Origin of the sequence: Campylobacter sp. BCW_6466 (assembly GCF_001762835.1) — a bacterium.
Taxonomy (GTDB): Bacteria; Campylobacterota; Campylobacteria; order Campylobacterales; family Campylobacteraceae; genus Campylobacter_D; species Campylobacter_D jejuni.
The window spans coordinates 19,290-44,832 of the sequence record NZ_MJXO01000027.1 but is presented as its reverse complement, the minus strand read 5'-3'; the positions used below and the strand labels follow the sequence as shown (position 1 = coordinate 44,832).

Genomic DNA, 25,543 nt, shown 5'->3' with positions numbered 1-25,543 from the left:
TTTTCTGCCTTCAACCTAAATATATTAAAATAATATAAGCAAAATCTGTTCCGTTTTGGGGTGAAAAGAAAATATTTATCACACCAAAGGTAAGGTAAAATAAAAATTCTTAGGATCGCTTTGAAAACTTAACTCTCCCTTATGAGCGTTTATGATTTCTTTAGAAAGAGACAAACCAAGCCCATTGCCTTTAAGTTTTGTTGTTTTAAAAGCCTCAAAAACCAATTTCTCATCTTTTATTTCACAACCATTATCATACACTCTGATGCATATTTTTTCATTATCACAACTTGCTAAAATTTTAATCATAGGTTTTTCACATTCGCTTTCTTCTATCGCATCAATAGCATTATAAATCAAATTTTGTAAAACCAAACCAAGAAGAGCTTTATCGGCACAAATCTGCTTATCCAAAAAAGATATTTCAAAGTCTATTTGAGAAGTAAAATTATAAGAGTTAATGGCACTTTCACACTCTTCTTTTAACTCTAAAAGATTAAAATTTAAAGCATTGATGTGCACACCCTTAGTAAAAAGTAAAGTTGAATTTACGATACGCTCTACTCTGGCAATAGCCTTTTGGATTTCAAGAACTATATGCTTATTTTTAAGCTCACTACGAGCAAAAAGGGTTGAAGCAAGTAAAGATATAGATCCAATAGGATTTCTTATCTCATGTGCCAAATGAGCCGCTACACTACCCATGCTTGCAAGCCTTTCATTGCGTTTTTCATCGCTAATATCTGTAGCTGAAACTATAGTTTTTTCATTATGTGCTATGATTTTTACCGCATAAAACCTACCTTCAAATTCAAGCTCATCGCGAATTTTATCAAGACTAATGATATTAAGTAATTTTGGATTTTTCAAGGCTTCTTGATTTTGTAAAATAATATTTTTTTCTTTATCTAAAATCCAAAGCGCACTAGGCAACACCTCTATAATCTCATCAACCATTGCGCGTAAGGAATTATAGTTTTCATTTAAAGTTTTGTATTCATTTTCTATTACATAAGTTTGTTCTATGAGACTTTCTAAGCCTTTTTGTAGAGTTTCTTTTTCATTTGAGTCTAAACTTTTTAAAATACTTTCATTCATTTATCATTCCTATAATAAAATCTTAAAATCATTCAAATCAAATAAAAGCAAATTCTGTTCGCATATTTTATCAAATTCCTTGCTAAAACCATTTTTTGAGATTATAATATAATAATTTGGAGCCAAATTTAAAGACTTTGCTTTTGATTTTAAAAGATTTAAAATATTTTTACAAATTTTTTTATTTTTAAATTTAACTTCTCCGACAAAACACAAATTTTCATCTTGATAATAAAGATCAAGTTCTAAATTCTTATCCCAGTAACTTTGCACTCCATTGATATTGAATTTTTTCTCAAGCAATTCTCTAGAAAGCTGTTCAAAACAAAAACTTTGATAAAGTTCAAATTTTTCTTTAATGCATTCTAAAACTTCTTTATAGCGATTTTGCAAAATAAGCTTTTCATTGGGCTCTAAAAAATAAAAAAAGAAACGAGTAAAATGGTTGTTAAATATAATCTTATCTTGGACAACATAAGATCTTAGTTCTTTTTTGATTTTTTGTCTTTTATCTTTTATTTTTTTAGCTTCCTTACTATACTCAAGTTTTATTATACCTGTTTCTAAAAGATATTTAAGTGTAGATAAAGCTTTAAAATGCTGAATTTTTCTATTGATAGAAAAACGCTTGCGATTGTTTTTAGCTAGTAAAGTAAGAGCGTAAGAACTTGTTTCATCCAAGGCGAAATAACTTTTGATTTTTAGATAATCATCAAGCAAAATTCGCTCTATATTTGTAAATACATCGTCTTTAAAATTTAAAATGTTTAATTTTTCAAAACCTTCAAACACACTATAAAAATCAAAAAGCTTACTTAAAGATAAATTCTTATGCAAATCTACAAAGTTCTTAAATTTTATATTTTTCCTTTTATAAAGCATTTTTATAGTATAATTTTAGCAAATTTTTATAAGGATTGTATTTGCAAATTTCAGATTTAAAAAAAGAATTGATCTTAAAAAAAGGTATTTTGCATTTTGACTTCACAGCAAGTGCTTTAGCTCTAAAATGTGTAGAAAAAGAAATTTCAAAAATTCTCCCAACCTATGCAAACACACATTCTGATAGCTCTTTGAATTCTTTTAAAACTCAACAAATTTACGAACAAGCAAGAAAAGATATAAAAAAAAGTTTATCATTAGATGAAAATTTTGCCCTTATAGCCTGCGGAACAGGATCAAGCAGTGCTATTAAAAAATTTCAAGAATTGATCGGCATTTACATTCCCCCTCTTGTAAAAGAAAGATATTTTACGCAAATTGATAAAAATACCTTACCTTTAGTTATCGTAGGGCCTTATGAGCATCATTCTAATGAACTTTCATTTCGAGAAGGCTTGTGTGAATGTGTTAGAATTCCCTTAGATAAAAATGGAGAAATTGATTTTGATTTTCTAGAAAAAACTTTACAAAAAAACAAAAAAAGAAAAATAATCGCTAGCTTTTCTTTAGCTTCAAATGTTACTGGGATATTAAGTGATTATAAACGCATTTCTGAAATGGTTCGTAAATTTAAAGGGATAGTTGCTTTTGATGCATCTAGTTTCATTCCTTATAAAAACATATCTTGTCAATACTATGATGCGTTGTTTATAAGTTCTCATAAATTAATTGGTGGTATTGGCGGTTCTGGACTTTTGGCCATCAAAAAAGATCTTTGTGGAAACAAGCCTAGCTTTGCAGCAGGTGGAACTGTGGGCTATGTTTCTCGCACTTCACAATGCTACCTTTGTAATGAAGAAGCTTTAGAAGAAGGGGGAACACCTGGAATTTTACAACTCATTCGCGCTAGCTTAGCTTTTAAAATCAAAGATTCTATAGGGGTTAAAAATATAGAAAAAAAAGAAGAAATTTTAAAAGATTATTTTTTTGAAAAACTAAAAACTATACCTAATTTAATTTTATATGCAAAGAATTTAAAAACCCGATTGCCTATTTTTGCTTTCAATATCAAAGAAATTTCTCCTTTTGATATCGCTTACGAACTTAGTAAAAAATACCACATAGAAACACGCGCTGGATGTGCTTGTGCTGGGCCTTATGGTCATGATTTGCTAGGCTTAAAAGATAATCAAAAACTTAAAACAAAACCAGGCTGGTTAAGAATAAGCTTGCATTATACGCATGAAAAAGAGGATATTGATTATTTTTTCGATGCTTTAAATAAAACTATAGTAAAATTATCGCATTAAAATATTATAGTTTTATTATTATGTATAAAAATTCTATCTTCAAAAGCCAAATCAAGCGCTTTTGAAAGAACATCTTTTTCTATATTTCTACCTGCTTGTTGCATATCTTGCCAAGTAAATTCATGGTTTACAGGCGAAACAGCTTGAGTGATAATAGGACCTTCATCAAGATTATTATTTACAAAATGTGCCGTAGCTCCAATTATTTTAACCCCTCTTTCAAAGGCTTGTTTATAAGGATTTGCTCCTATAAATGCAGGTAAAAAAGAATGGTGAATATTTATAATCTTACCTTCAAAATGCCCAACAAAATCAGGAGATAAAATTCGCATATATTTTGCCAAAACCAAATAATCAAATTTATATTGTTCAAGACATTTTAAAATCTGATTTTCTTGCTCTTTACGATCTAAATTTTCAGCACTGATAAAATGATAAGGAATTTCAAATTTCTCAACTAAATCCTTTAAAGAGTTGTGATTTGAAATCACAGCTTTGATATTTGCTTCAAGTTCGTTACTATAATGCTTTATTAGCAAATCTCCCAAACAATGACTTTCTTTAGTAGCAAAAACAACAATATCTTTTTTTCTCTTCTCGCAAAGCTCTATCAAGGCTTCTTGTCCAAGCATAGCCTCAAGCGTTCCTATAAAAGCTTCTTTATCAAACTCACCTTCTAAAAGAGCACGAAAAAAAAACATTCCTTCGCCTACAAATTCATCGTTTTTTACTATATTGATATGATATTTAAAAATAACATCAGAAATTCTATAGATTAAACCTTTTTGATCTTTGGTGCAAATTTTTAATACAGAAATCATTTAGCTAAACCTTTTATATATTCTTTTAATTCATTCTCTCTTGCTTCTTGAATCTTTAAACCAAGAATTTTACCACAAAATCCAGCATTTATGAAATCTTTTGCTAAAATTTTACTTTCAAACTTATTCTCATAAAGTCTTAATCTTTTAGCTTGCTCAATACGCTTTTTACTCCAAAGTCCAAGCCATTCCTTCAAAGGCATTTCAAAAGCAATTTTTGCTAGTTCAAAATCACTTATATCATCAAGATAAAAAGCTTGATTTGCGTATTTTAGGTATTCTTTTTTAAGTTTGGTTCTTTTAAAAAATATATCTTTTTCTAAATTAAAAAAATTCAAATACAAATACAAGAATAAAGCATCGCTTTTTACAAATTCTCTACTTTGTCTGAGTAAATTTTGAAATTCCAAACTCTTAAAAACACTCTCAAAGCCAAAAATCTGTTTTTCTAAGTCAAGTTCTTGCAAATATCTATAGCCAACATCAAGTCTAGGGCTTTTAAAGAATTTATAAAGCTCCGCATTGATCCTATCTTTGCTAAGATCAGTTATATCCATACTTTGCATCAATTTCAAGCTTTCACTAGTTATCTTAAAGTTAAACCTTGAAGCAAATACTACCGCTCTTAACACTCTTAAACTATCCTCTTGAAAGCTTTGTTTGTCAATATGCCTTAAAAAGCCTGTTCCTAGATCTTTTAATCCTCCATAAAAATCTAAAAACTCATCGTTAAAAAGATTAATCATCATAGAATTTATGGTAAAATCGCGTCTTTTGGCGCCAAGTTTTTCATCATTACAAATTTGAACTTCAAAACCTTTATGTCCATAGCTTATTTTATTTTCGGTTCTAGCAAGAGCTAAATCATAATTTTTAAACTTATGCACAAAAAAACTTTTTCCAAGGCCTTGTGCGCCCAATTTTTGCATAATCTTTTCAAAATCTTTAGGTTTTATATCATAAAGCTCTATATCATAGTCACAAATTTTTAAGCCTAAAAACAAATCCCTAACGCTACCTCCAACCAAATACGCTCGTTTAGTATAAGGCTTTAAAAACTCAGCGATAAACTGTAAATCGGGATTATTTTTTAAGCTTATCTTCGATATTTGCAAGTAAAAACTCTAAAAAATTTATGGTCAAGTTTAACCTATTTTCAAGATCATCTTTTTTTATGCTATTTAAACCTTCAAAAAGAACTAAAATTCTCTCTCTAAGATGTTTTAAAAAAATATCCTCATTAAGCGTTTGAACCTCTGTCATAACACTGGGATTTAAAATTTCACTTTGTAAAAAAGGCTCTTCTTTTTTAAACTCTTTATTTTCCTGAGTAGAAATTTCAATATTATTTTGTATTTTTTGCTCTTCTTCAAATTTTGCCATAGAAATTTTATCTTCTAAGTCTTGCGGAGTATCAAGTTCTTCGCATACAAACTCCATAGGTGGTAATTCATCTTTTATTTCAGTTTTTCTGCTTAATTCTTGTTCTTTTAAAATTTCATTTTGTCTTCTTTGCTCTTCTATGATAGAGCTAACTTCACTAATGGTTTTTTTAGCTAAATCTTCCAAATTCATATTTTTATCAACCACCTTTTAAATTCATTAATTTCTTCATCGCTTTTCATGTTAATAAAAAAATCCAACATTTGAGTGTTTAAATCTTTATGCTTGGATCTAAAACCACTAAGACGACGAACCGCATCGATAGCGTTTTGGTTATCTGGATCTTCTTTTAAGATATTTTTATAAATTTCTAAAGCTTCGTCTTTTAACCCTTGAGCCTCATAGATAGAAGCTTCAGTGACTGTATTTTTCATCACTGTTTCCTAAAATTTTTCTTTAATTCTAGCAAAAAGCTTTTTAATTTATCTTTAAGAAAATAATATGATTTTTAATGTCTATTTTGTTTTAAACAATTTTTCTATATATTCTTTTTTTTCTTTCTCTAAGCTAGAATTTAATTCTTTTTGTTCTTTTTTAACTTGCACTTTTAAATCTTGATTTTTAAAATACACATAATCAATTCCAAAAATAACACCAATTACAATAAGCAATGGGATTAAAAATACCATATACTTTACACTTTAAGAAAATTGATTAAATACACTACCATAGTAGCGAATATTCTCAGCATTTTCATTTTTTTCTATCGTTTCTATTGCGCCGCTATTGATTGCTTTTTGGATATCATCATTTAAATCTTGATAAGAAAAAACCATATTAATACTGATAATATTTGGCAATTTCTCAAGCATTTTATAAGAGTTTAATTCATCTTCTAAATTTTCACTTTCAATCACAACTATAATCTTTTCATTTTTACAAAGTTCTACAGAACAAAAAGGAATTTCAGATATAGCCTTTTTTAAATCATTTATATATTCTTCTTTTGCTAAAATCAAAACACTAGAAAGATTATTCATCAATACTCCTAAACATTATACTATCACCAAAGCCTGAAACAATAAAATCTTTATTGTTTAAAAAAATAATAAACTCACTCATCAAATTTTCATTATTAAAAGTTTTAACAGGCTTAAAATCACTTGTGCTAAAAACTTCACTAACTCCAGCTTCGTTATCACTATAAACAGCCAATTCTCCATTAGGACTTAAAGCGCAAGTATATATCAAAAAATCTTTTTGCAAAAAATTTTGCTCTTCATTTTTTACAACTCCTATACGCCTATCCGTTCCACAACTTAAAATAACATTATTTTTAAAATCTACTTGATAGATATTATCTTTATGCATTTTATCATAGTTTTTTAACATCTTCCAATTTTTCAAATCAAAAAGCTCCACTTCACCACTCTCAAAACCTGCAACCAGCATACTTTTATCTTCATTTAAAACTGCATCATTAAGACTAGAATGAGAAAAATTAAATTTTTTTATATTTTTTAAACTTTTATCAATCAATTCTATTTCAGAACCAATAGAAATCAAAAGATAAGTGTTTTCATTGATAAAAAATGCTTTTATTATGCTATTTTCTTCGAGCTTTTTGATTTGTAAATTTTCCTTATAAAAACTTAAATTTTTAGCACCAAAATCACCCTCGCTAAGTATTAAAAGTGTATGTTTAAAAATATCAATGTTGTAAATTTTAGCAAAATCATCACCATAATAATTTTTAATCTTTGGCAAAGATAAAAGTTCTTTTAAACTTTTATCTTTAATGTTATATTGTAAAATTTCACCTTTATCAGTGCCTATATATAAGTTTTGCTTATCAAGCTTTAAAGCTGTTATATTGGCATTTAATTTCAGCTCATAAGCATAAGACAAAACACAAAAAAGACTCAAAATAAAAAGAAATTTTTTCATTTATTTACTTTACACCCTCATTAATCACATCAATTAAATTTGAACGACTTTTTAATTGTTCATTTTTAAATTCAGGTTTAAAGCTATTTCCCACCAAAGGTTTTGCATCGCTTTGTGGAACATGACACTGAGTGCAATTAAAACGACTATCGCTAATCACATCTCCTGTGGTTTTATTGTGTCTAAAATCATAATAATGACTAGCAGGAAGTGGAGTTGCACCAGCATCTGCTGCTATAGCCTTATCATGGCAGCTTAAGCACATATTGTTATCTTTAGTTATAGGTAACAAATCTTCAATAGCATGCGGAATTAATGGTGGTGCATTTTCATAAGAACGCTCAAAACGAGTAGATTCCCCAGGTTGTAAAGTTGTGAAATTTGCTTCCACTAAATTTACTTTATTTTCATTTTCTAAACTTGCTTTTCTAAGTCCAATTTGTTCCGAACTTACCCCACTATTCATTGCGCAAGCGGCAAAAAATACCACTGCAGCACTTCCTAATAAAACCAATTTCTTCTTCATTATTTATTCCTTAAATCAAAAATATTAAAATTCAAAGCATCATCATTACAAACTTCTATACACCTTGCACACCTTATACACTCTCCTGATTTCACGCTAGTACTTTCTTTTCCAACCATCCACAAAACCTGTTTTTCAGGACAAATACGGATACATTCATAACATTTAGTGCATTTATCACTATCATGCTTTATTTTAAGCAAAGCAAAACGAGAAATAAAAGCATAAAAAGCTCCTAATGGACAAAAATGTGAACAAATTGCCCTAGGACTTAAAAAAGTATCGATACAAAAAAGTATAAAGGCTACAAAAATCCAAGAACTTGTAGTAAAAATAATCCCTCTATGTATTATTCCTATATAAGAAAAACTTTCAAACACAGGTAATGAAAATACAAAAGAAAGGACTAAAACCAAGACCAACACAAAATAGCGTAAATTTTTAGGCAAAATTAAAAATTTATTATTAAGGGTTAATTTATTTCGCACAAAAGCAGCAAAATCTGTGATTAAATTAACAGGACAAACCCAAGAGCAAAAAACCCTTCCTAAAAGCAAACCATAGATAAAAAATATAATCAAAGCTCCTATTAAAGCCATTAAATCTATACTCCAGCTTGCTAAAATGATTTGCAAAACCGCAAAAGGATCGCTTAAAGGTATGGTATTAAAAAGTCTAGAAGAACTTAAATTTCCCTGCAAGATAAAATCTGTAGCTTTAAAACTAAAAAGCGCTAAAATTCCAAGCTGAACGATGCGTCTAGCAATTAAATACTTCATCACAGTTCTCCATCATTTAAATAATTGGTTGCTTTTTTAGCATTAAAATGTTTTGAAGCATCTGCATTTTTTATACGACCTTCATCTTTTTCATCCCAGCCTTTTACATAATGAGATCCTGCTTTTCCCAATACATACTCCCTTGGTAAAACACGAATGGCCGGTTTTTCAGTAATACAAGCAAGTTCACAAAGCCCACAACCTACACACACTTCATGATCCACACTAGGTAGTAAAAAAGCATGTTTGGCGGTGCGTTCATTGCGTTTAAGCTCAAGTTTTAAAGCCCTATCTATCAAAGGACAAGCTCTATAACAAGCATCGCATTGAATTCCCCAGTGTGCCACACAAGAAGCACTATCAACAATAGCAATACCCATTTTCAAGGATTCTATACCCTGCTCTAAATGCTTTTTATCTAAAGCATCAGTTGGACATTCTCTAATGCAAGGAATATCCTTACAAAGATAACAAGGAATTTCTCTTGCTCTAAAAAAAGGCGTGCCATTTTTTGGACTATCTAACAAGCTAGCGAGCTTTAAAGTATTATAAGGACAGGCTTTTACACAAAGCCCACAACGAATACATTTGCTTAAAAATCTAGCTTCATCTTCAGCCCCAGGAGGACGCAAGGCATAATTATCATCGGCTTTTAAAGTCAAATTAACCAAAAATCCACCTCCTGTACATAAACATGCAGCCTTAAAGGCGCTAACGAAAAATTCTCTTCTACCTTTCATTTAATCAAAACCCTAAATTAAGCCTTATAAATTTTTACAGCACATTTTTTAAAGTCAGTTTGTTTTGAAAGCGGACAAGTCGCATCCAAAGTAACTTTATTGATATATACATTCTCATCAAACCACGGCACATACACAAGTCCTACAGGCGGTTTGTTTCTTCCACGCATATCTACTCTTGCTTTTACTTTACCACGACGAGATTCCACCCAAACCAAATCACCTTGATTTAAGCCTAATTTCTCTCCATCTTTCTCACTCATATAGCAAAGCGCTTCAGGGACAGCACGGTAAAGCTCAGGCACACGCATAGTCATAGTTCCACTATGCCAATGCTCTAAAACCCTTCCTGTTGCAAGCCAGAATGGATACTCTTTACTTGGTCTTTCAGGTGCTTTCATAAATGGTCTAAAGAAAATTTTAGCCTTATTTTTAATACTGTGCTCTTTTTCATCTTTAGGAGCTATTAAATCTCCATTTGTAAGCATTTTGTTAAAATCACCATAAAAAGCAAAATCTGAATTTGGAGCCGCTTTTTTAGCATAATAATCAAATTTAGTATTAAATCTCCACTGTGTTTCCTTGCCATTAACCACAGGCCATCTTAAACCCCTTACTTTATGATAGGTATCAAAATCCGCTAAATCATGGCCGTGTCCTAAGCCAAATTTACGATATTCTTCCCAAAGGTATTTTTGAACGAAAAAGCCATAGCCTGTAAATTCTTTTCCATCACTGCCTTGAATTTTTCTCTCATCGCCTTTAACATCAGTATTATCAAAGCCTTTTGCGATAGCATCGTTTGGATTAAAGCTTTTTGCTTCTTTATTGGCAAATAGTACATCAAAAAGTGTATCATCTTCACTATAACCCATAGCTTTTGCCTCTTCTAAAACACTTGGCAAGGTAAGCTTATTATCCACTTTTTGCTCTTTCCAAACTTCTTTAAGCTTAAAGCGTTTTGCAAATTCTAAAATTTGCCAAGTATCACTCATGGCAGCACCTACAGGTAAGACTTGTTGTTTCCAATGTTGAGTTCTTCTTTCAGCATTACCATAAGCACCCCATTTTTCATAAATCATAGCACTTGGTAAAATAAGATCAGCTACTTTTGCTGAAATTCCAGGATAACAATCACTTACAACAATAAAATTATCCATTTCTCTTGCTGCTGCGATCCAGTGATTTGCATTTGCAGTGTTTTGCCATGGATTATTCACTTGCACCCATGCAAATTTAATTTTTCCATCTTCTAAATCTCTCATGATATTAAGATAAGGAGAACCTGGTTTTGGGTTGATGGTCTTTGCAGGAACTTTCCAAATTTTTTCAGAAATTTCTCTGTGTTTTGGATTTGCCACAACCATATCCGCAGGCAAACGATGGGAGAAAGTCCCTACTTCCCTAGCCGTTCCGCAAGCACTTGGCTGTCCTGTTAAAGAAAAGGCTCCACTACCTGGTTTAGCTTGCTTTCCTAGTAAAAAATGCACCATATAAGCTTGTTCATTTACCCAAGAACCTCTTGTATGTTGATTAAAGCCCATAGTCCAAAAACTTACGACTTTGCGATTTTTCTCTATGTAAAGATTAGCTAATTCTTGAAGTTTTTTCTTAAAATCTTCCAAAGACTCATTATCATCACCTTTGGCTACCTTTGCAGTGTATTCCAAAGTATAAGGGGCTAAACCTTTTTTAAATTCTTCAAAAGAAATTTCCCAGTTTTTATCAGCCACACCTTGATGTTTCATTTCAAATTTATCACCCGCTTTAACGCCAAGATAAGATAAAGAAGTAGCCTCTTCATCGTCTAAAGTGATTACATTTTCTTTTTCAACTGTATCTTTTTCACTTTCTTTAAATTTTGGATGATTTGGATTATTTCTCATACCATAACCAATATCAGCATAACCAGTTGCAAATACGCAGTGTTCTTTGATAAATTTCGTATCCATAGCCTCTGGATGATTATAAACAATCTCTCTTGCTATGTAGTTCCAAATAGCCAAATCTGTATTTGGTTTAAAAATAATTTCAATATCAGCAATATTTGAAGTACGGTTAGAAAAAGTGCTTAGATTAACAACTTTGACCTTATCAAGATTACTTAGTTTTCTATCACTTACTCTTGACCAAAGGATTGGGTGCATTTCAGCCATATTAGCTCCCCAAGTGATGATAGTATCTGTAAGTTCTATATCATCATAACAGCCTGATGGCTCATCTACACCAAAAGTTTGCATAAAACCAACCACTGCAGAGGCCATACAATGTCTTGCATTTGGATCGATATTGTTTGTTCTAAAACCCGCTTTTGCAAGTTTTAAAGCAGCATAACCTTCTTGGATAGTGTATTGCCCACTACCAAAAATCCCTATACCTGTAACGCCGAGTTCATTGTAGGCTTTTTTAAATTGTTTTTCCATTTCATCAAAAGCTCTTTGCCAAGAAACCTGTTGAAATTTGCCTTTTTTATCAAATTCGCCTTTTTCATTCATGCGAAGCAAAGGCATAACAAGGCGATCTTCACCATACATGATTTTAGCATTAAAATAACCTTTGATACAATTAAGTCCGCGATTTACGGGTGCTGCAGGATCACCTTTTGTTGCTACGATTTTGCCATCTTTTCTGGCTATCATAATTCCACAGCCAGTTCCACAAAATCTACAAACAGCCTTATCCCATTTCCAATCTTCTTCTTGCGCGCCAAGCATAGAGCTTGGAACACTGAGTCCTGCAACACTAGCAGCACTTGCAATAGCGGTATTTTTAATAAAATCCCTTCTATTCATCCTTATTCCTCCAAAATAAAAAAATCATCTTATTATAAAAAATGGAGTATAAAAATCTCTTGAAATTTTAATAAAAATAATAATTTTAAAGCTCTATTTTATAGGAGTTTTATTGTCCTTTTTATATTATTCTTACACAAAATAAATATTAAAAATAATCAACTTAAAATAATAAAAAAATGAAGATGTAAAAATTAAGCCCTAAGAATGGGCTTAATCAAAATTAATGGCAACCACAACCACCGCAGCAGCTAGAACCACCAAAAAATGCATCAAGTTTTGCAATATCTGGCATTTCTGTGATTTCATTTACAAGTTCTTTATATGCCACTTTACCCTCTTTAATCACAAATACGGCACGAGCTAAAAGCCCTTCTAAAGCACCTTCATTTATCAAAACACCATATTTTTCACCAAATTCTTTTGCCACAAAATCACTTGCAACACTTAAATTTTCAATACCTTCTGTACTGCAAAATCTTCCCATAGCAAAAGGCAAGTCCATACTTACTATAATCACTTCAGCACCATTGTAGCTGGCTACTTTTTTATTAAATTCTCTAGCTTCTGTAGCACAAACTGGTGTATCTAAGCTTGGAACACTTAAAATGATTTGAGTTTTACCCGCTGCACCGATTTCAATCACGCTTAAATCTTTAGCTTTAAGATTTACCTTAGGAGCATCTGCTCCAACTTCTACTGAATTTCCTTTAAGTTTTACAGAATTTCCTTTAAAATTTACTGTACTCATTTAATTTCCTTTTTTGATATTTTAAACATTATTGCAATTAATGTTTTAGGAGCGATTATATCCTATAAACATTAATTATTTTTAATTTCACTGAAAATTATTTTACTTCTTTCCAAGTATATTTTTTCCACACTTTTTGAGCTTCTTTACTCTTAATAAAATCGACAAATTCTAAAGCTTTTTTATTTTCTAAACCTTTTTTTGTAGGAGCTATTTCAGCTGCACGATAAATCACTGCATTTTTATCTTTGATAAATAAAGCTTTATCATCGCCTAAAGCCTTTGCCCAATGAGACCAAATGATTAAAGCATCAATATTTGGATTGTTATTCCACTCATCTACAGCAGCTTTGGAATTTTTAGCATAAATTTTTATATTTTTACGTAATTTTACCAAATTTTCTCTTTTTACACTTTTTAAAGCCATATCTTCATAAAGTCCAACTTGTCCTGCACCATCAACCACCATAACATTTACGCCATCTTTTAAAATGTCTTCAAAATTTTTAATATTTTTTGGATTATTTGGACGCACGATAATGCCTGATGGACGCATATTTAAAACGCTTAAATTTTCTAAACTTAAACTTGGAATTTTTTAGCAAAATCATCCATCATTGAAGTATTGCCTGAAAAAATCAAATCTGCATTTTCTTTTGCTTTATCTATCCAAGCTGGAGTTGGACCTGCGGTTACAATCACCTTTTCTTTTGTTTTTTCTTCAAATTTTAAAGCAAGCTCTTTTAGTACAGGAGCAGGACCACCTGGACCATAAACTAAAATTTCAGCATTTAAAAAACTTGCTGCTACTAAACTTAAAAAATTAATATTTTTTTCATAAAATAAACCTTTCTTTAATAATATAACTTACTTGAAAGAAAATTCTATCAATCTATAGTTAACTCTCCCTTGCAAAGCCCTGCTTCTATAAGAAAACGAGAAGGAGTAAAAGAAGTTTTTTTGTTTTTATCATATTTAGCATAACTTAAATAAAGTATATTTTTTGCCCTAGTTACCGCAACATAAAAAAGTCTTCTTTCTTCTTCTAAGCTTCCACCCATTCCCATAAGCTTTTGATTAGGAAAGCGACCTTGCGCAAGATCAATCACAAAAACAAGATCAAATTCCAAGCCCTTACTTGCATGCACGCTAAGCAAATTAACTCCTTTGCCACTACTCATTTCGCTTGCACCTAAAGTTAGAAAATTATAATACTTGTAAATATCGCTATAATTTTTTGTAAGCTCTTTTAAAACATTGAATTTTGTTTCTATTTTTTCTAAATTTTCACTCTTTCTTAATAAATCCACCTGCCCTGCTTTATTTGTCGCTCTTTTGGTTGCAAGTTCTTCGCAAATTTCTCTATAAAAAGAATTTTCACAAATTAAATTGACTAAAGTCAAAGAATGTTTTATTTCCATAGCTTTTTTTAAAAAAAGATAGATTTTTTCCAAATTTCTAGCGCACAAATCATTGATTTTTGAAAGTCTTAAAATAGGATGTGCATCAAATTCACTCTCAAATTTAAAACGAGTTTCGCTGGCTAATTCTTCCAAATCTGCAAAAAGCCCAAGTTGATAATTTCTTTTTTGATGATTTTGCAAATTTACATTTTTATCAGGATCTAAAAAACCTTTTATTAAATTTCCATGCCCTAATTTTAAAAGTGCGTCAAAAATTTCTTTTGCTAAAACTCCACCCACACCTTTGGTATATTGAACCAAATGAATAAAAGCCATGATATCTTTAGGATTTACCACAAGCGCAAGCATGGAGCTAAAAGCTTTAACTTCCAAACTTTCAAAAAAACTTCCACTTCCCTTTCTCACACTTGCAATGCCCTGCTCCCTTAAAGCTACTTCAACCCCATCAGCACTTGAGTTGTTGCGAAAAATCACGGCAATTTCTTCCAAACTTACTCCGCTTGTAAGTATCATTTTGGCTATATTTTGATACTGATCAAATAATTCTTCAAAAGTAAGCAAAGATGGGGCTTTAAACTCATCATTTCTTGTAACAATAAGTTCTTTTGGATATAATCTTTCGTTATTTAAAATCACTTTATTAGCCAAAGCTAAAATACTTCTTGATGAACGGTAGTTTTTATTTAAAGAAAAAATTTTTGCATCTTTAAAACGATCTTTAAACCCACCTATGATATTAATATCCGCTCCATTAAAAGCATAAATACTTTGATCATAATCCCCTACGCAAAACAAACTTTTACTATGAAAAGCCTCTATTAAGGAACTTTGCAAAGTATTTGTGTCTTGATATTCATCCACTAAAATTTCATCAAATTCATATTTTTCTTCTTTTAAAAGCTCTTTTAGATTGATAAGTAAGTCATTAAAATCTACATAATTAAAACGCTTTTTTTCATTATCATATTCTTTTAAAATATCTTCATAAATTTCAGCATAAATACTTTGTTCTTCATAGTTTTGACAAAACCAAGTATAAAAATCTTGATTGTGTGCTTTGTTTTGAAACAAAGAATAAAGATCATATAAATAACTTGATTGATAAGGTTTTATATCACTTAAATGCCTAAAGGTTCTTTTTTCATAGACACTTTTAAGTAGAGTTTTTAACTCGCTTGCTTGCTTTAAAATTATATTTTTATCCGCATTTCTAAGTAAGGTATAAGCCGTACTATGAAAAGTTCCTGCAAGTATTTTACTGGTAATATTTTTATCAAAAAATTTCCCTAAACGCCCTATCATTTCTTTGCTGGCTTTGTTTGTGAAAGTTAAAAGCATGATTTTTTGAGGTGCCACTCCCTTGCTTAAAAGATAAGAAATTCTTGCAACAATAGTAGAAGTTTTTCCCGTCCCTGCACTTGCAATAACAAGATTGTGTCCAAAATCAGCAGTAGCAGCAAGATATTGTTCATTATTTAATTTTGAAAGTGGCATTATTTTCCTTATAAAAGTTAAAATTATAAAAAAAAATTACTTAAAAATATAAAAATTTAAAATTACTTTATATTAGATTATAGTACAATGCTAAAATTATTTAACTTTCTGTTTTTAAGGGATAGCAAATGAATTTGAAAATTTTTTCTATTATTGTTGGCATATTAATTGCTGTTATTGTGATATTAGGTGGAACCTATTATTATCTTTTCGAATATTCAAAACCAAAGAATTACACCTTAAACACCAACACTTACACCGAGCAAAAATCGTATACCAATAACTACGATAATTCCTATTCGCCCTCGATCCAAACCAACAATAGTTCATCAGATATAAATATTAATAACAATACCATCCAAAAGCAAGAAACAAACCCATTAGATGAAAATCAAAGCTTAAATAACAATACATTTAATACACCAATAAGTGAAAACAATCAAAGCTTAAATAATGACACCAACATAAGCAATAGTATCAATACAAATGAAAATAAACAAATTTTAGATACAGATAAAGAAAAATTAAAACAAGAAAATAAACAAGCCAAAATAGAAGCTCTTAAAAAAGAAATCAGCAAACAACAAAAGATCTTAGAAAGAGAGAGAGCCGTAAAAAAAGAACTTCAATCAAACAAGTCAAACAAAAATAAATATCTAAATACCGCTAGAGAGTATCTAAGCATAGGAAAAAACAGTCGTTTAGAACCTGAACTTAGTACAGAAAATATGAAAGTTTATATTTTAGATGGAAAATTTTTAAGCCAATATAGAATCAATCTGTTAAAAGATATGCTAAGCGTTATACAAGATAATGCAAAAGATTATTATCTAAGTATTTTTGTTAAAATGCTACCAAAAGGGGAAATGAAATTAACTATCTATAACAAAGAAATTATCTTTTCAGATATGAAAAAAGCTTATAAATATATTAACTTAGATAGATTAAGCCCATATTTAAACAATCCAAAAGAATTAAATGAACATGTAGCACGTGAAGAAATTTTAGAAAGACTTAAACTTCAAATTAAAAAAGATGGCAAAGGAAGTGATTTTTCTAAACATATCAAAAGTTTGAAAACTGGACTTAATACAGCACAATATTTCTTCCCGTTTTGTGAAATTATAGAAATTAGCTCTATTAAATAAGCTAAAACAATAAAGGCAAATAATGTATGATAAAAATTTAGAAAAAGAGTATTATCAAATTTGCGAAGAACGCGGATATTTTGAGATCGATGGCAATAAAACCATACAAGAAAAAGATAAAAATTTCTGCATTATGATGCCTCCTCCTAATGTCACTGGAGTTTTACACATAGGACATGCTTTAACCTTTACTCTACAAGACATTATGACGCGTTACAAAAGAATGGATGGCTATAAGGTTCTTTATCAACCAGGGCTTGATCACGCAGGTATTGCTACTCAAAATGTTGTAGAAAAACAACTCCTTGCTCAAGGCATTAAAAAAGAAGAACTAGGTAGAGAAAAATTTATAGAAAAAGTCTGGGAGTGGAAAGAGCAAAGCGGTGGAAAAATTTTAGACCAAATGAGAACACTAGGCATCACTCCTGCATGGAGTCGCTTGCGTTTTACTATGGATGAAGGTTTGGTTAATGCCGTAAAAAAAGCCTTTGTAGAACTTTATGATAAAAGACTTATTGTACGTGGAAACTATATGATCAATTGGTGTACTCACGATGGCGCTTTAAGTGATATAGAAGTTGAATACAAAGAAAATAAAGGAAAACTTTATCATATTAAATACTTTTTAAAAGATAGCGATGAATTTTTAGTAGTAGCCACAACGCGTCCTGAAACTTTTTTTGGCGATACTGCAGTTATGGTGCATCCTGATGATGAACGCTATACTAAATTTGTGGGCAAAGAAGTGATTTTGCCTATAAGCAAAAAAGCCATTAAAATTATAGCTGATGAACATGTAGAAAAAGAATTTGGAACAGGAGTTGTAAAAGTTACTCCCGCTCATGACATGAATGATTATGAAGTAGGACTTAGACATAATTTAGATTTTATAAGTGTTTTTGATGAAAAAGGAATTTTAAACGAGCATTGTTTAGAGTTTCAAGGTTTAGAACGCTTAGAAGCAAGAGAAAGAATCGTAGCTAAACTTGAAAGTCTTGGTTTTATAGAAAAAATAGAAGAGCATAACAATCAAATAGGATATTGTTATCGTTGTAACAATATAGTTGAACCTTATATCTCCAAACAATGGTTTGTAAAAAAAGAAATCGCCCAAGAAAGTATAGAAAAAGTTGCGCTTGGAGAAAGTAAATTTTACCCAAATCACTGGATAAATAGCTTTAATGCCTGGATGAAAGATTTAAGAGATTGGTGTATTTCAAGACAACTTTGGTGGGGACATCAAATTCCTGTGTATTATTGCGAATGCTCTCATGAATGGGCAAGCCAACATACGCCTAAAACTTGCCCAAAATGCCAAAGTCAAAATTTCAAACAAGATGAAGATGTGCTTGATACTTGGTTTTCTTCGGGGCTTTGGGCTATGAGTACTCTAGGCTGGGGAAATGAAAACTGGGGTAAAGATAAAATTTGGTCTGAAAAGGATTTAAAAGATTTTTATCCCAATTCTTTACTCATTACAGGTTTTGATATTTTATTTTTCTGGGTAGCTAGAATGATGTTTCAAAGCACTAATGCCTTACATAAACTTCCTTTTAAAGATATTTATTTACACGCTCTTGTGAAAGACGAGCAAGGTAGAAAAATGAGCAAAAGCCTTGGAAATGTTATCGACCCAAATGAAAGCATTAAAGAATATAGTGCTGATATTTTACGCTTTACTTTAGCGCTTCTTGCTATACAAGGACGCGATATTAAACTTAGTAATGATAAACTTTTACAAGTTAGAAATTTTACAAATAAAATTTATAATGCTACAAATTATCTGCTTTTAAATGAAAGTAAATTTGAAGATTTGGAAAATATCACACTTCATTCAGAATTAGCAAAATATATCTATGCCAAATTTCAAACTTGTGTTAAAGATGTAAGAGAAAATTTAGACAATTATCGCTTTAATGATGCAGCCAATACTCTATATAAATTCTTTTGGGATGATTTTTGCGATTGGGGTATAGAGCTTAGCAAAGCAGAAAAATCGAGTGTTAAAGAACTTGGTAGTATTTTCAAAGAAGCTTTAAAGCTCTTAAATCCTTTTATGCCTTTTATCAGTGAATATTTATATCATAAACTAAGCGATACAGAACTTAAAACAAGCCCTTCTATTATGATAAGCAAATATCCAAAATTTAAAGAACAAGATAAAAATATAGAAAAAATCTTTTCTTTGCTCATAGAAAGCATAGTTGGTATCCGCCGTGCTAAAAGTTTAATCGATCTTGGAAATTCTAAAATAGAAAAAGCTTATATCAAATTTAACGATAAAAAAATCAAAGATGAAATCAAAGCTTATATGAATTTTATCATGATGCTCGCAAAGTGCGAGCAAATAGAATTTAGTGAAGAAAAATTACCAAAGGCAATATGTGATGTTAGCGAGAATTTAGAAATTTTTATTACGCTTGAAAATGTTGATTTAAGTGGTATTTTAACAAGACTTGAAAATCAAAAAAATAAGCTTGAAAAAGAAAGTTTCAAGCTTAACTCCATGCTTTCAAATGAAAAATTCATCGCTAACGCACCTAAAGAGGTGGTTGAGCAAAATAAAGAAGCTCTAGAAAATTTAAAAATTCAACTTGAAAAAATATCAGTTGAACTTCAAAATCTAAGAGGTTGAAAATTTGATAAAAATAAAAAATTTAAAAAAATATTATGGCAAAGAACTCGTGATAAACGATGTTTCTTTGGAGATTAAAAAGGGTGAAATTTACGCCATAGTAGGTCATAGTGGAGCTGGAAAATCCACTCTTTTAAGATGTATTAATGGACTTGAGAATTATCAAGAAGGAAGCTTAAAAGTCTTTGATCAAGAAATTAAAGATTTAAGTCAAAAAAAATCAAAAGAGCTGAGAGTGCTTAGAAAAGATATAGGGATGATTTTTCAAAATTTTGCCCTAATGGAGCGCAAAAATGTATTTGAAAATGTTGCTATGCCTTTAAGAACACACTATACTCAGTGTAAATTTCATGCCAAGCTTTTTAATAAAGAATACATGAGCGAAAAAGAAATTGCCCAAAAAGTCAATTCTTTGCTTGAAATCGTAGGACTTGATCATAAAAACAAATCCTACCCAAGAGAACTAAGTGGGGGGCAAAAACAACGCGTTGCTATTGCTAGAGCCTTAGCTTTAAACCCAAAAATTTTACTTAGTGATGAAGCTACTTCGGCTCTTGATCCAAACACTACAAAAAATATTTTAGAGCTTATATCTAAAATCAATACTGAATTTGGGATTACTGTTGTTTTAGTAACTCACGAAATGGATGTGGTAAAAGACATAGCTCAAAAAGCTTTATTGCTTGAACATGGACAAATCATAGGAAGCGGAGCAATTGATGAGCTTTTTTTAAAGCCTAATGCCAAAATGAAAGAATTTTTAGGAGAAAGTGATTTTTTGCCTAAACACGGACTTAATATCAAACTTTACTTTCCAAAAGAAGTTGCCCAAAATAGCGTCATCACTCATATGGCAAGAACTCTAAATATAGACTTTAACATAGTTTGGGGTAAAATAGAAAAACTTAATGGAAAAGCCTTAGGAAATTTAGTTATAAATATAAATGAAAAGGATAAAGACAAGGTTCTTGATTACATAGAAAAAAGTGGAGTATTATGGGAGGTGGCATCATGAATGAAGAAAACATCTCTATCATCAGTGCTTTTTTTGGTAGAATTTCTCAATTTTTTAATGAATTTTCTTGGCAGGATATTAAAGAAGTGAGTTTAAGTTCTATCACAAGTTTCAGTGAAAATTATGAGAACATTTTAAAACCTGCACTTAATGAAACAATTTATATGAGTTTAATGGCTGTACTATTTGGATTTTTATTGGCTATTATTCCTGGAATTTTACTTGCTATTTGGGATAAAAACGGAATTAAAGAAAATAAAATCGCTTATAGCATTTTAGATTTTATTACAAATATACTGCGTGCCTTTCCATTTTTAATTCTTATAGTTGTTCTTTTACCACTTTCTAAAATCATAGTAGGCACCAGCATAGGTACAAATGCCGCCATAGTTCCATTAGCTATCGGAATAGCTCCTTATTTGGCAAAGATGCTTGAAAGTGCTTTTAAAGAAATAGACAAAGGAATCATAGAAGCAGCAAAAAGTTATGGCGCTAGCAATATTCAAATTATCTTCAAGGTTATCTTTAGTGAGGCTCTTCCTGCTATAATTAGCGGAATTACTCTAACTTTAATCTTTACCATTGGTTTTTCTGCTCTTGCTGGAACTGTCGGTGGTGGAGGTTTAGGAGATGTCGCTATTCGCTATGGTTATGAAAGATTTAACAAAGAAGTTATGATTCAAACTGTAGTTATTTTACTTATATTAGTTCAGTTAGTTCAAATTCTAGGTAATTTATTTTATACTTGGGCTAAAAATAGTAAAACTACATATATCATTGCCACTCTATTGATTTTACTTGGAGTTAGCATAGTTATCAATATAAACAATGATGAAAATTTCTTTTGGCAAGTAATTGTTTTTATCTTATTTTTAGGAAGTTTGCTTTATAAAGGTTTCAAAAAATAAGGAGATTATATCTCCTTTTAAGATAAATATAAGTTTTTTTAAGTAAAATTTAAACAAAAAATTAAAGGAATTAAAATGATGTATCAGATGCGTTAATCTGACTATCAACAAGTTTATATATGCTTCTTCCTGATAGTCAGAGTGAATTTATTAAGATTAAAGCAAGCACAAAATGACTAAAAAGGAAAAAAATGAAAATCAAATCTTTATTTATAGCAAGTATTTTAACATTAAGTCTTAATGCAAATGCATTAGAAACCATCACAGTTGTAGCAACTCCCGTCCCTCATGCTGAAATCCTAGAGCAAGTAAAACCTGATTTAGAAAAACAAGGCTATAAACTTGAAATCAAAGAATTTACGGATTATGTTTTACCTAATCTAGCTGTTGATAATGGAGAAGCCGATGCAAATTTTTTCCAACATACTCCTTATTTGGAAGAATTTAATAAAAACAAAGGCACCAAACTTATCAAAGTAGCTGCCATACATATAGAACCTATGGCTGTTTACTCCAAGAAATATAAAAGTCTAGATGATATTAAAGAAGGGGTTAAAATCGCCATTCCAAATGATCCAACCAATGAAAGTAGAGCTTTGGATATTATTGCAAAAAAAGGTTTGGTAAAATTTAAAGATAAGGCTTTAAAAACACCTCTTGATATTATAGACAATCCTAAAAAAATTAAATTTGTAGAATTAAAGCCCGCACAACTTCCAAGAGCTTTGGATGATGTTGATTTTGCTGTAATTAATTCCAACTACGCTCTCTCTGCAAATCTAAATCCTGCAAAAGATAGCGTATTTATCGAAGATAAAGAAAGCCCGTATGCAAACATTCTTGTTGTAAGAGTGGGACATGAAAACGATCCAAAAATCAAAGCCTTAATCCAAGCTCTACAAAGTGATAAAATCAAACAATTTATCATAGAAAAATACAACGGATCTGTTTTACCTGCTTTTTAATTTTGTCCCTTGCCTAGGGACTTTTTTTTAAATACAAAGGAGTTTTTATGAATTTATTTAAAATTATTATACTCGCTTGCATTCTAAATTTATCTAGCCTATTTGCACAAAACATTACTATAGGAGCCACTCCAAATCCTTTTGGTAGCTTACTAGAACTAATGAAAGATGATTTTAAAAACAAAGGGTATGAGCTTAAAATAGTAGAATTTTCAGACTATATTTTGCCCAATCGTGCATTAGAGGAAAAAGAACTTGATGCAAATTTATATCAACACAAACCTTTTTTAGAAGAATACAACCTAAAGAAAGGTTCAAATTTAATTGCAACAACGCCTGTACTTATAGCTCCAGTAGGAGTTTATAGTAAAAAAATCAAAAATTTAGAAAATCTTAAAGAAGGTGCTAGAGTTGCTATACCTAATGATGCCACCAATGAAAGTAGAGCTTTAGAGCTTTTAGAGAAAGCAAAATTAATAGAGCTTAACAAAAATACTCTAAAAACCGCATTGGACATAAACAAAAATCCAAAAAAATTTAAATTTATAGAGCTTAAAGCCGCACAACTTCCAAGAGCTTTAGATGATGTTGATATTGCTATAATTAATTCTAATTTCGCACTTGGAGCCGGTCTGAATCCAAGTAAAGATACTATTTTTAGGGAAGATAAAAATAGCCCTTATGTAAATTATGTTGTGGTACGCTCAGAAGATAAAAATAGCGAAAAAACCAAAGTAATTGATGAAATTTTAAGAAGCGATAAATTTAAAGCCATCATTAATGAACATTATAAAGATATATTAATCCCAGCTTTTTAGGAGTATAGCATGAATATTAAAAAAATATTTTTAAGTGTTTTATTTACAATTAGCCTTAGTTTTGGGGCAGATAAAACCATAATCATAGGTGCAACACCAACGCCTTATGCTGAAATTTTAAATTTCTCTAAACCCTTATTTCAAGAAAAAGGTTGGAAGTTAATAGTTAAGGAATTTAATGACTATAATATACCTAATATCGCTTTAAATGAGAAAGATTTAGATGCAAATTTATATCAGCATAAACCTTTTTTAGATGATTTTAATACCCACAAAGGAACAAATTTAAGTTCTTTAGGTGCTATTGTTTTAGTTCCTATGGCTATATATTCTAACTCCATAAAAGATATAAAAGACATTCCTAATGGTGCTAAAATCGCTATACCTAATGATGCTACCAATGAAAGCAGAGCCCTTGATTTACTAGCTAAAGCAAATTTAATAGAATTTAAAAGTCAAAACACCCTTAAAACCCCTATTGACATAAGTAAAAATCCAAAAAAACTTAAATTTATAGAGCTTAAAGCCGCACAACTTCCAAGAGCCCTAAATGATACTGATTTGGCTGTTATTACCACAAACTATGCTCTTGGAGCAGGTTTAAACCCTTTAAAAGATGGTATTTTTATAGAAGATAAAGATAGTTTATATGCTATTGTTTTAGCTGCAAGAAAAGGTGAAGAAACAAGTCAAAAAAGTCTTGTTATTAAAGAAATTTTAACAAGCGATAAAATTAAAAATTTTATCATAGAAAAATATAAAGGCTCTGTTATCCCTACTTTTTAACTCTATACAAAGCCTTCTAAAGGCTTTGTTAAACTTATAAAAGCTAAAATACTATTTATTGCATTATAATTCTTAGGATAAAAATGAAAATTATTTTTTTAACTTTTTTTATTGTGATAAATTATATCCAAGCAGCTAGTTTAGAAGAAATCAAAACAGCACTAGCTAAAGAATTTAGAAATAATTTTCCTAAAATTATAATTTCTCAAATTGATTTAAAAATAACATCATTGCCTAAAGATTTTGATCAATATGAATTTCTAAGAATCGCTAATGGGCGTTTTAATCAAGCACAAGGCTTTTTAAGGGCTGAATTTAAAACTCCGCAAAATATACAAAAAAATGTATTTTTTAGATATTTCATTCAAGCAAATTTAGAAGTTTTAAAAAGCGAACGCGCTATAAAAAGAGGAGATAAACTTGGAGCTTTTGACTATAAAAGCGTATTGATTGATTTTGATAAAGTTCCTTTAAATGCCTTAACCTTAGATGATGTAGATAATCTTGTAGCTAAAAGCAATATTAACAAAAACGCCATTTTAAGAGCAAATATGTTTAAAACCACAGCTTTAATACGCCGAAATGATCCTATAATCGGAGTTTTAAGTGAAGCAAATGTTGATGTTTTAATCGAACTTGTGGCTTTGCAAAGTGCAAATATGGGCGAAAGGATTCGTGCAAAAAACAAAGAAGGTAAAGTTATGCAAGGCATCGTAGTGGGTAAAAATAGGATGATTATACAATGAAGGTTTTATTAGGAATTTCTGGTTCAAGCAGTGTCAATTTAGGCTTAAAATTATTAAAAAATTTAGAAAATCAATGCGAACTTTATTGTATTTTAACTCAAGGTGCAAAACTTAGTTTCAAAGCTGAAAATGAAGCAAATTTAGAAGAAATTTGTCAAGAAAATTTTAAATACACTCATTTTTTAGATGATAAAAATTTAAGTCTAAGTGTAGCAAGTGGATCTTTTGGAATAGAAAAAACTATCATTGCTCCTTGTTCGATTTCAAGTTTAGCAAAAATTCACGCTGGTTTTGCAGACACTCTTTTAATGCGTGCTGCAGCAGTGGCCTTAAAAGAAAGAAAAAAACTCATCTTAGGCGTACGTGAAATGCCTTTTTCTACTTTAAATTTAGAACATATGTTAAAACTTAGCCAAATGGGAGTTATTATCGCACCTCCTATTATCGCAAGTTATTCTAAAGCAAACAATCTAGAACAAATGGAAAATTTTATCGTAGGTAAATGGCTAGATCTTTTAGAAATAAAACACAATTTATATGAAAAATGGCAAAATTTTTAGTTTAAATTTGTTATA

At 30.3% G+C, this 25,543-nt stretch carries 25 protein-coding genes and 1 pseudogene; 10 read left to right on the top strand and 16 right to left on the bottom strand.

Translation table 11 applies throughout. The features are described from left to right. Positions 1-78 precede the first annotated feature (78 nt). Entirely contained in the window at positions 79-1,098 is a 1,020-nt protein-coding gene (gene flgS / locus AJ887_RS02450) for a fla regulon two-component system sensor histidine kinase FlgS (protein WP_044794323.1), read from the bottom strand. 9 nt (positions 1,099-1,107) lie between these two features. Then, a complete protein-coding gene (locus tag AJ887_RS02445) occupies positions 1,108-1,980 on the bottom strand; it encodes a DUF234 domain-containing protein (RefSeq protein ID WP_070284770.1) in 873 nt (290 codons plus the stop codon). Between the two features lie 35 nt (positions 1,981-2,015). Here AJ887_RS02445 and AJ887_RS02440 point away from each other — a divergent pair, with 35 nt between their 5' ends. Then, entirely contained in the window at positions 2,016-3,290 is a 1,275-nt protein-coding gene (locus tag AJ887_RS02440; protein WP_083262106.1) for an aminotransferase class V-fold PLP-dependent enzyme, read from the top strand. Here AJ887_RS02440 and purU read toward each other — a convergent pair. From purU to AJ887_RS02370, 14 genes and pseudogenes are all read right to left on the bottom strand, one after another. Further along, the gene (gene purU, locus AJ887_RS02435; protein WP_070284766.1) at positions 3,287-4,111 is read right to left on the bottom strand and encodes a formyltetrahydrofolate deformylase; all 825 of its coding nucleotides are present in this window, start codon (positions 4,109-4,111) and stop codon (positions 3,287-3,289) included. The genes AJ887_RS02440 and purU overlap by 4 nt on opposite strands. Further along, a complete protein-coding gene (locus AJ887_RS02430; protein ID WP_032599965.1) occupies positions 4,108-5,226 on the bottom strand; it encodes a CCA tRNA nucleotidyltransferase in 1,119 nt (372 codons plus the stop codon). The genes purU and AJ887_RS02430 overlap by 4 nt, the downstream gene beginning before the upstream one ends. After that, entirely contained in the window at positions 5,195-5,686 is a 492-nt protein-coding gene (locus AJ887_RS02425; RefSeq protein WP_070209828.1) for a CiaD-like domain-containing protein, read from the bottom strand. The genes AJ887_RS02430 and AJ887_RS02425 overlap by 32 nt, the downstream gene beginning before the upstream one ends. Next, positions 5,683-5,931: a tetratricopeptide repeat protein gene (locus tag AJ887_RS02420; protein ID WP_002859818.1), complete on the bottom strand. Its 249-nt coding sequence runs from the start codon at positions 5,929-5,931 to the stop codon at positions 5,683-5,685. Before AJ887_RS02420 ends, AJ887_RS02425 begins: the two co-directional genes overlap by 4 nt. Before the next feature lie 78 nt (positions 5,932-6,009). Continuing rightward, on the bottom strand, positions 6,010-6,183 hold the full coding sequence (gene tatA2 / locus AJ887_RS02415; RefSeq protein ID WP_002876097.1) for a Sec-independent protein translocase subunit TatA2: 174 nt from the start codon (positions 6,181-6,183) through the stop codon (positions 6,010-6,012). A gap of 12 nt (positions 6,184-6,195) precedes the next feature. Further along, positions 6,196-6,534 (bottom strand): chaperone NapD, encoded by a 339-nt coding sequence (locus AJ887_RS02410; protein ID WP_061210770.1) that lies wholly within the window; start codon positions 6,532-6,534, stop codon positions 6,196-6,198. After that, positions 6,527-7,441, bottom strand: coding sequence for a WD40 repeat domain-containing protein (locus tag AJ887_RS02405; RefSeq protein ID WP_052859197.1), 915 nt, complete (start codon positions 7,439-7,441; stop codon positions 6,527-6,529). The genes AJ887_RS02410 and AJ887_RS02405 overlap by 8 nt, the downstream gene beginning before the upstream one ends. Before the next feature lie 4 nt (positions 7,442-7,445). Then, positions 7,446-7,970, bottom strand: coding sequence for a nitrate reductase cytochrome c-type subunit (locus AJ887_RS02400; RefSeq protein WP_072227270.1), 525 nt, complete (start codon positions 7,968-7,970; stop codon positions 7,446-7,448). Then, positions 7,967-8,749, bottom strand: coding sequence for a quinol dehydrogenase ferredoxin subunit NapH (gene napH / locus AJ887_RS02395; RefSeq protein ID WP_079264427.1), 783 nt, complete (start codon positions 8,747-8,749; stop codon positions 7,967-7,969). The genes AJ887_RS02400 and napH overlap by 4 nt, the downstream gene beginning before the upstream one ends. Beyond that, entirely contained in the window at positions 8,746-9,486 is a 741-nt protein-coding gene (napG, locus tag AJ887_RS02390; RefSeq protein ID WP_070284764.1) for a ferredoxin-type protein NapG, read from the bottom strand. The genes napH and napG overlap by 4 nt, the downstream gene beginning before the upstream one ends. Before the next feature lie 17 nt (positions 9,487-9,503). Then, a complete protein-coding gene (gene napA, locus AJ887_RS02385; protein ID WP_070275163.1) occupies positions 9,504-12,278 on the bottom strand; it encodes a periplasmic nitrate reductase subunit alpha in 2,775 nt (924 codons plus the stop codon). 223 nt (positions 12,279-12,501) lie between these two features. Next, positions 12,502-13,029, bottom strand: a complete 528-nt coding sequence (tpx, locus tag AJ887_RS02380; RefSeq protein ID WP_070276072.1) for a thiol peroxidase — start codon at positions 13,027-13,029, stop codon at positions 12,502-12,504. A 97-nt stretch (positions 13,030-13,126) separates the two neighbouring features. Then, positions 13,127-13,893: pseudogene (peb2, locus tag AJ887_RS02375) on the bottom strand (AcfC family adhesin PEB2). A 23-nt stretch (positions 13,894-13,916) separates the two neighbouring features. Further along, on the bottom strand, positions 13,917-15,947 hold the full coding sequence (locus tag AJ887_RS02370) for an ATP-dependent helicase (protein WP_070275165.1): 2,031 nt from the start codon (positions 15,945-15,947) through the stop codon (positions 13,917-13,919). A gap of 128 nt (positions 15,948-16,075) precedes the next feature. On the opposite strand from AJ887_RS02370, the gene AJ887_RS02365 reads away from it, so the two are divergent. The 9 genes from AJ887_RS02365 (at position 16,076) to AJ887_RS02325 (ending at position 25,528) form a co-directional block, all read left to right on the top strand. After that, positions 16,076-17,095 carry a coiled-coil domain-containing protein gene (locus tag AJ887_RS02365; RefSeq protein ID WP_070240456.1) on the top strand — a complete coding sequence of 340 codons (1,020 nt, stop codon included), beginning with the start codon at positions 16,076-16,078 and terminating at the stop codon, positions 17,093-17,095. Between the two features lie 22 nt (positions 17,096-17,117). Next, positions 17,118-19,730, top strand: coding sequence for a valine--tRNA ligase (locus AJ887_RS02360; RefSeq protein ID WP_070252905.1), 2,613 nt, complete (start codon positions 17,118-17,120; stop codon positions 19,728-19,730). Between the two features lie 4 nt (positions 19,731-19,734). Further along, the gene (locus AJ887_RS02355) at positions 19,735-20,745 is read left to right on the top strand and encodes a methionine ABC transporter ATP-binding protein (protein ID WP_070275167.1); all 1,011 of its coding nucleotides are present in this window, start codon (positions 19,735-19,737) and stop codon (positions 20,743-20,745) included. Next, positions 20,742-21,653, top strand: a complete 912-nt coding sequence (locus tag AJ887_RS02350; protein WP_070240452.1) for a methionine ABC transporter permease — start codon at positions 20,742-20,744, stop codon at positions 21,651-21,653. Before AJ887_RS02355 ends, AJ887_RS02350 begins: the two co-directional genes overlap by 4 nt. A 191-nt stretch (positions 21,654-21,844) precedes the next feature. After that, positions 21,845-22,618: a MetQ/NlpA family ABC transporter substrate-binding protein gene (locus tag AJ887_RS02345; RefSeq protein WP_070284763.1), complete on the top strand. Its 774-nt coding sequence runs from the start codon at positions 21,845-21,847 to the stop codon at positions 22,616-22,618. 47 nt (positions 22,619-22,665) lie between these two features. Next, positions 22,666-23,436, top strand: a complete 771-nt coding sequence (locus tag AJ887_RS02340) for a MetQ/NlpA family ABC transporter substrate-binding protein (RefSeq protein ID WP_070284762.1) — start codon at positions 22,666-22,668, stop codon at positions 23,434-23,436. 9 nt (positions 23,437-23,445) lie between these two features. Then, positions 23,446-24,222, top strand: coding sequence for a MetQ/NlpA family ABC transporter substrate-binding protein (locus tag AJ887_RS02335; RefSeq protein ID WP_070252903.1), 777 nt, complete (start codon positions 23,446-23,448; stop codon positions 24,220-24,222). 83 nt (positions 24,223-24,305) lie between these two features. Continuing rightward, complete coding sequence (flgA, locus tag AJ887_RS02330; protein ID WP_002852578.1) at positions 24,306-24,968, top strand: flagellar basal body P-ring formation chaperone FlgA; 663 nt, start codon at positions 24,306-24,308, stop codon at positions 24,966-24,968. Continuing rightward, positions 24,965-25,528, top strand: coding sequence for a UbiX family flavin prenyltransferase (locus AJ887_RS02325; RefSeq protein WP_002871446.1), 564 nt, complete (start codon positions 24,965-24,967; stop codon positions 25,526-25,528). Before flgA ends, AJ887_RS02325 begins: the two co-directional genes overlap by 4 nt. Positions 25,529-25,543 lie beyond the last annotated feature (15 nt).

Excerpts from the sequence above, each read along its gene's own strand:
- flgS (WP_044794323.1), bottom strand. The coding sequence starts at position 1,098 with ATGAATGAAAGTATTTTAAAAAGTTTAGACTCAAATGAAAAAGAAACT.
- AJ887_RS02445 (WP_070284770.1), bottom strand. The coding sequence starts at position 1,980 with ATGCTTTATAAAAGGAAAAATATAAAATTTAAGAACTTTGTAGATTTG.
- purU (WP_070284766.1), bottom strand. The coding sequence starts at position 4,111 with ATGATTTCTGTATTAAAAATTTGCACCAAAGATCAAAAAGGTTTAATC.
- AJ887_RS02425 (WP_070209828.1), bottom strand. The coding sequence starts at position 5,686 with ATGAATTTGGAAGATTTAGCTAAAAAAACCATTAGTGAAGTTAGCTCT.
- tatA2 (WP_002876097.1), bottom strand. The coding sequence starts at position 6,183 with ATGGTATTTTTAATCCCATTGCTTATTGTAATTGGTGTTATTTTTGGA.
- AJ887_RS02410 (WP_061210770.1), bottom strand. The coding sequence starts at position 6,534 with ATGAATAATCTTTCTAGTGTTTTGATTTTAGCAAAAGAAGAATATATA.
- AJ887_RS02405 (WP_052859197.1), bottom strand. The coding sequence starts at position 7,441 with ATGAAAAAATTTCTTTTTATTTTGAGTCTTTTTTGTGTTTTGTCTTAT.
- napG (WP_070284764.1), bottom strand. The coding sequence starts at position 9,486 with ATGAAAGGTAGAAGAGAATTTTTCGTTAGCGCCTTTAAGGCTGCATGT.
- napA (WP_070275163.1), bottom strand. The coding sequence starts at position 12,278 with ATGAATAGAAGGGATTTTATTAAAAATACCGCTATTGCAAGTGCTGCT.
- tpx (WP_070276072.1), bottom strand. The coding sequence starts at position 13,029 with ATGAGTACAGTAAATTTTAAAGGAAATTCTGTAAAACTTAAAGGAAAT.
- AJ887_RS02370 (WP_070275165.1), bottom strand. The coding sequence starts at position 15,947 with ATGCCACTTTCAAAATTAAATAATGAACAATATCTTGCTGCTACTGCT.
- AJ887_RS02365 (WP_070240456.1), top strand. The coding sequence starts at position 16,076 with ATGAATTTGAAAATTTTTTCTATTATTGTTGGCATATTAATTGCTGTT.
- AJ887_RS02360 (WP_070252905.1), top strand. The coding sequence starts at position 17,118 with ATGTATGATAAAAATTTAGAAAAAGAGTATTATCAAATTTGCGAAGAA.
- AJ887_RS02350 (WP_070240452.1), top strand. The coding sequence starts at position 20,742 with ATGAATGAAGAAAACATCTCTATCATCAGTGCTTTTTTTGGTAGAATT.
- AJ887_RS02345 (WP_070284763.1), top strand. The coding sequence starts at position 21,845 with ATGAAAATCAAATCTTTATTTATAGCAAGTATTTTAACATTAAGTCTT.
- AJ887_RS02340 (WP_070284762.1), top strand. The coding sequence starts at position 22,666 with ATGAATTTATTTAAAATTATTATACTCGCTTGCATTCTAAATTTATCT.
- AJ887_RS02335 (WP_070252903.1), top strand. The coding sequence starts at position 23,446 with ATGAATATTAAAAAAATATTTTTAAGTGTTTTATTTACAATTAGCCTT.
- flgA (WP_002852578.1), top strand. The coding sequence starts at position 24,306 with ATGAAAATTATTTTTTTAACTTTTTTTATTGTGATAAATTATATCCAA.
- AJ887_RS02325 (WP_002871446.1), top strand. The coding sequence starts at position 24,965 with ATGAAGGTTTTATTAGGAATTTCTGGTTCAAGCAGTGTCAATTTAGGC.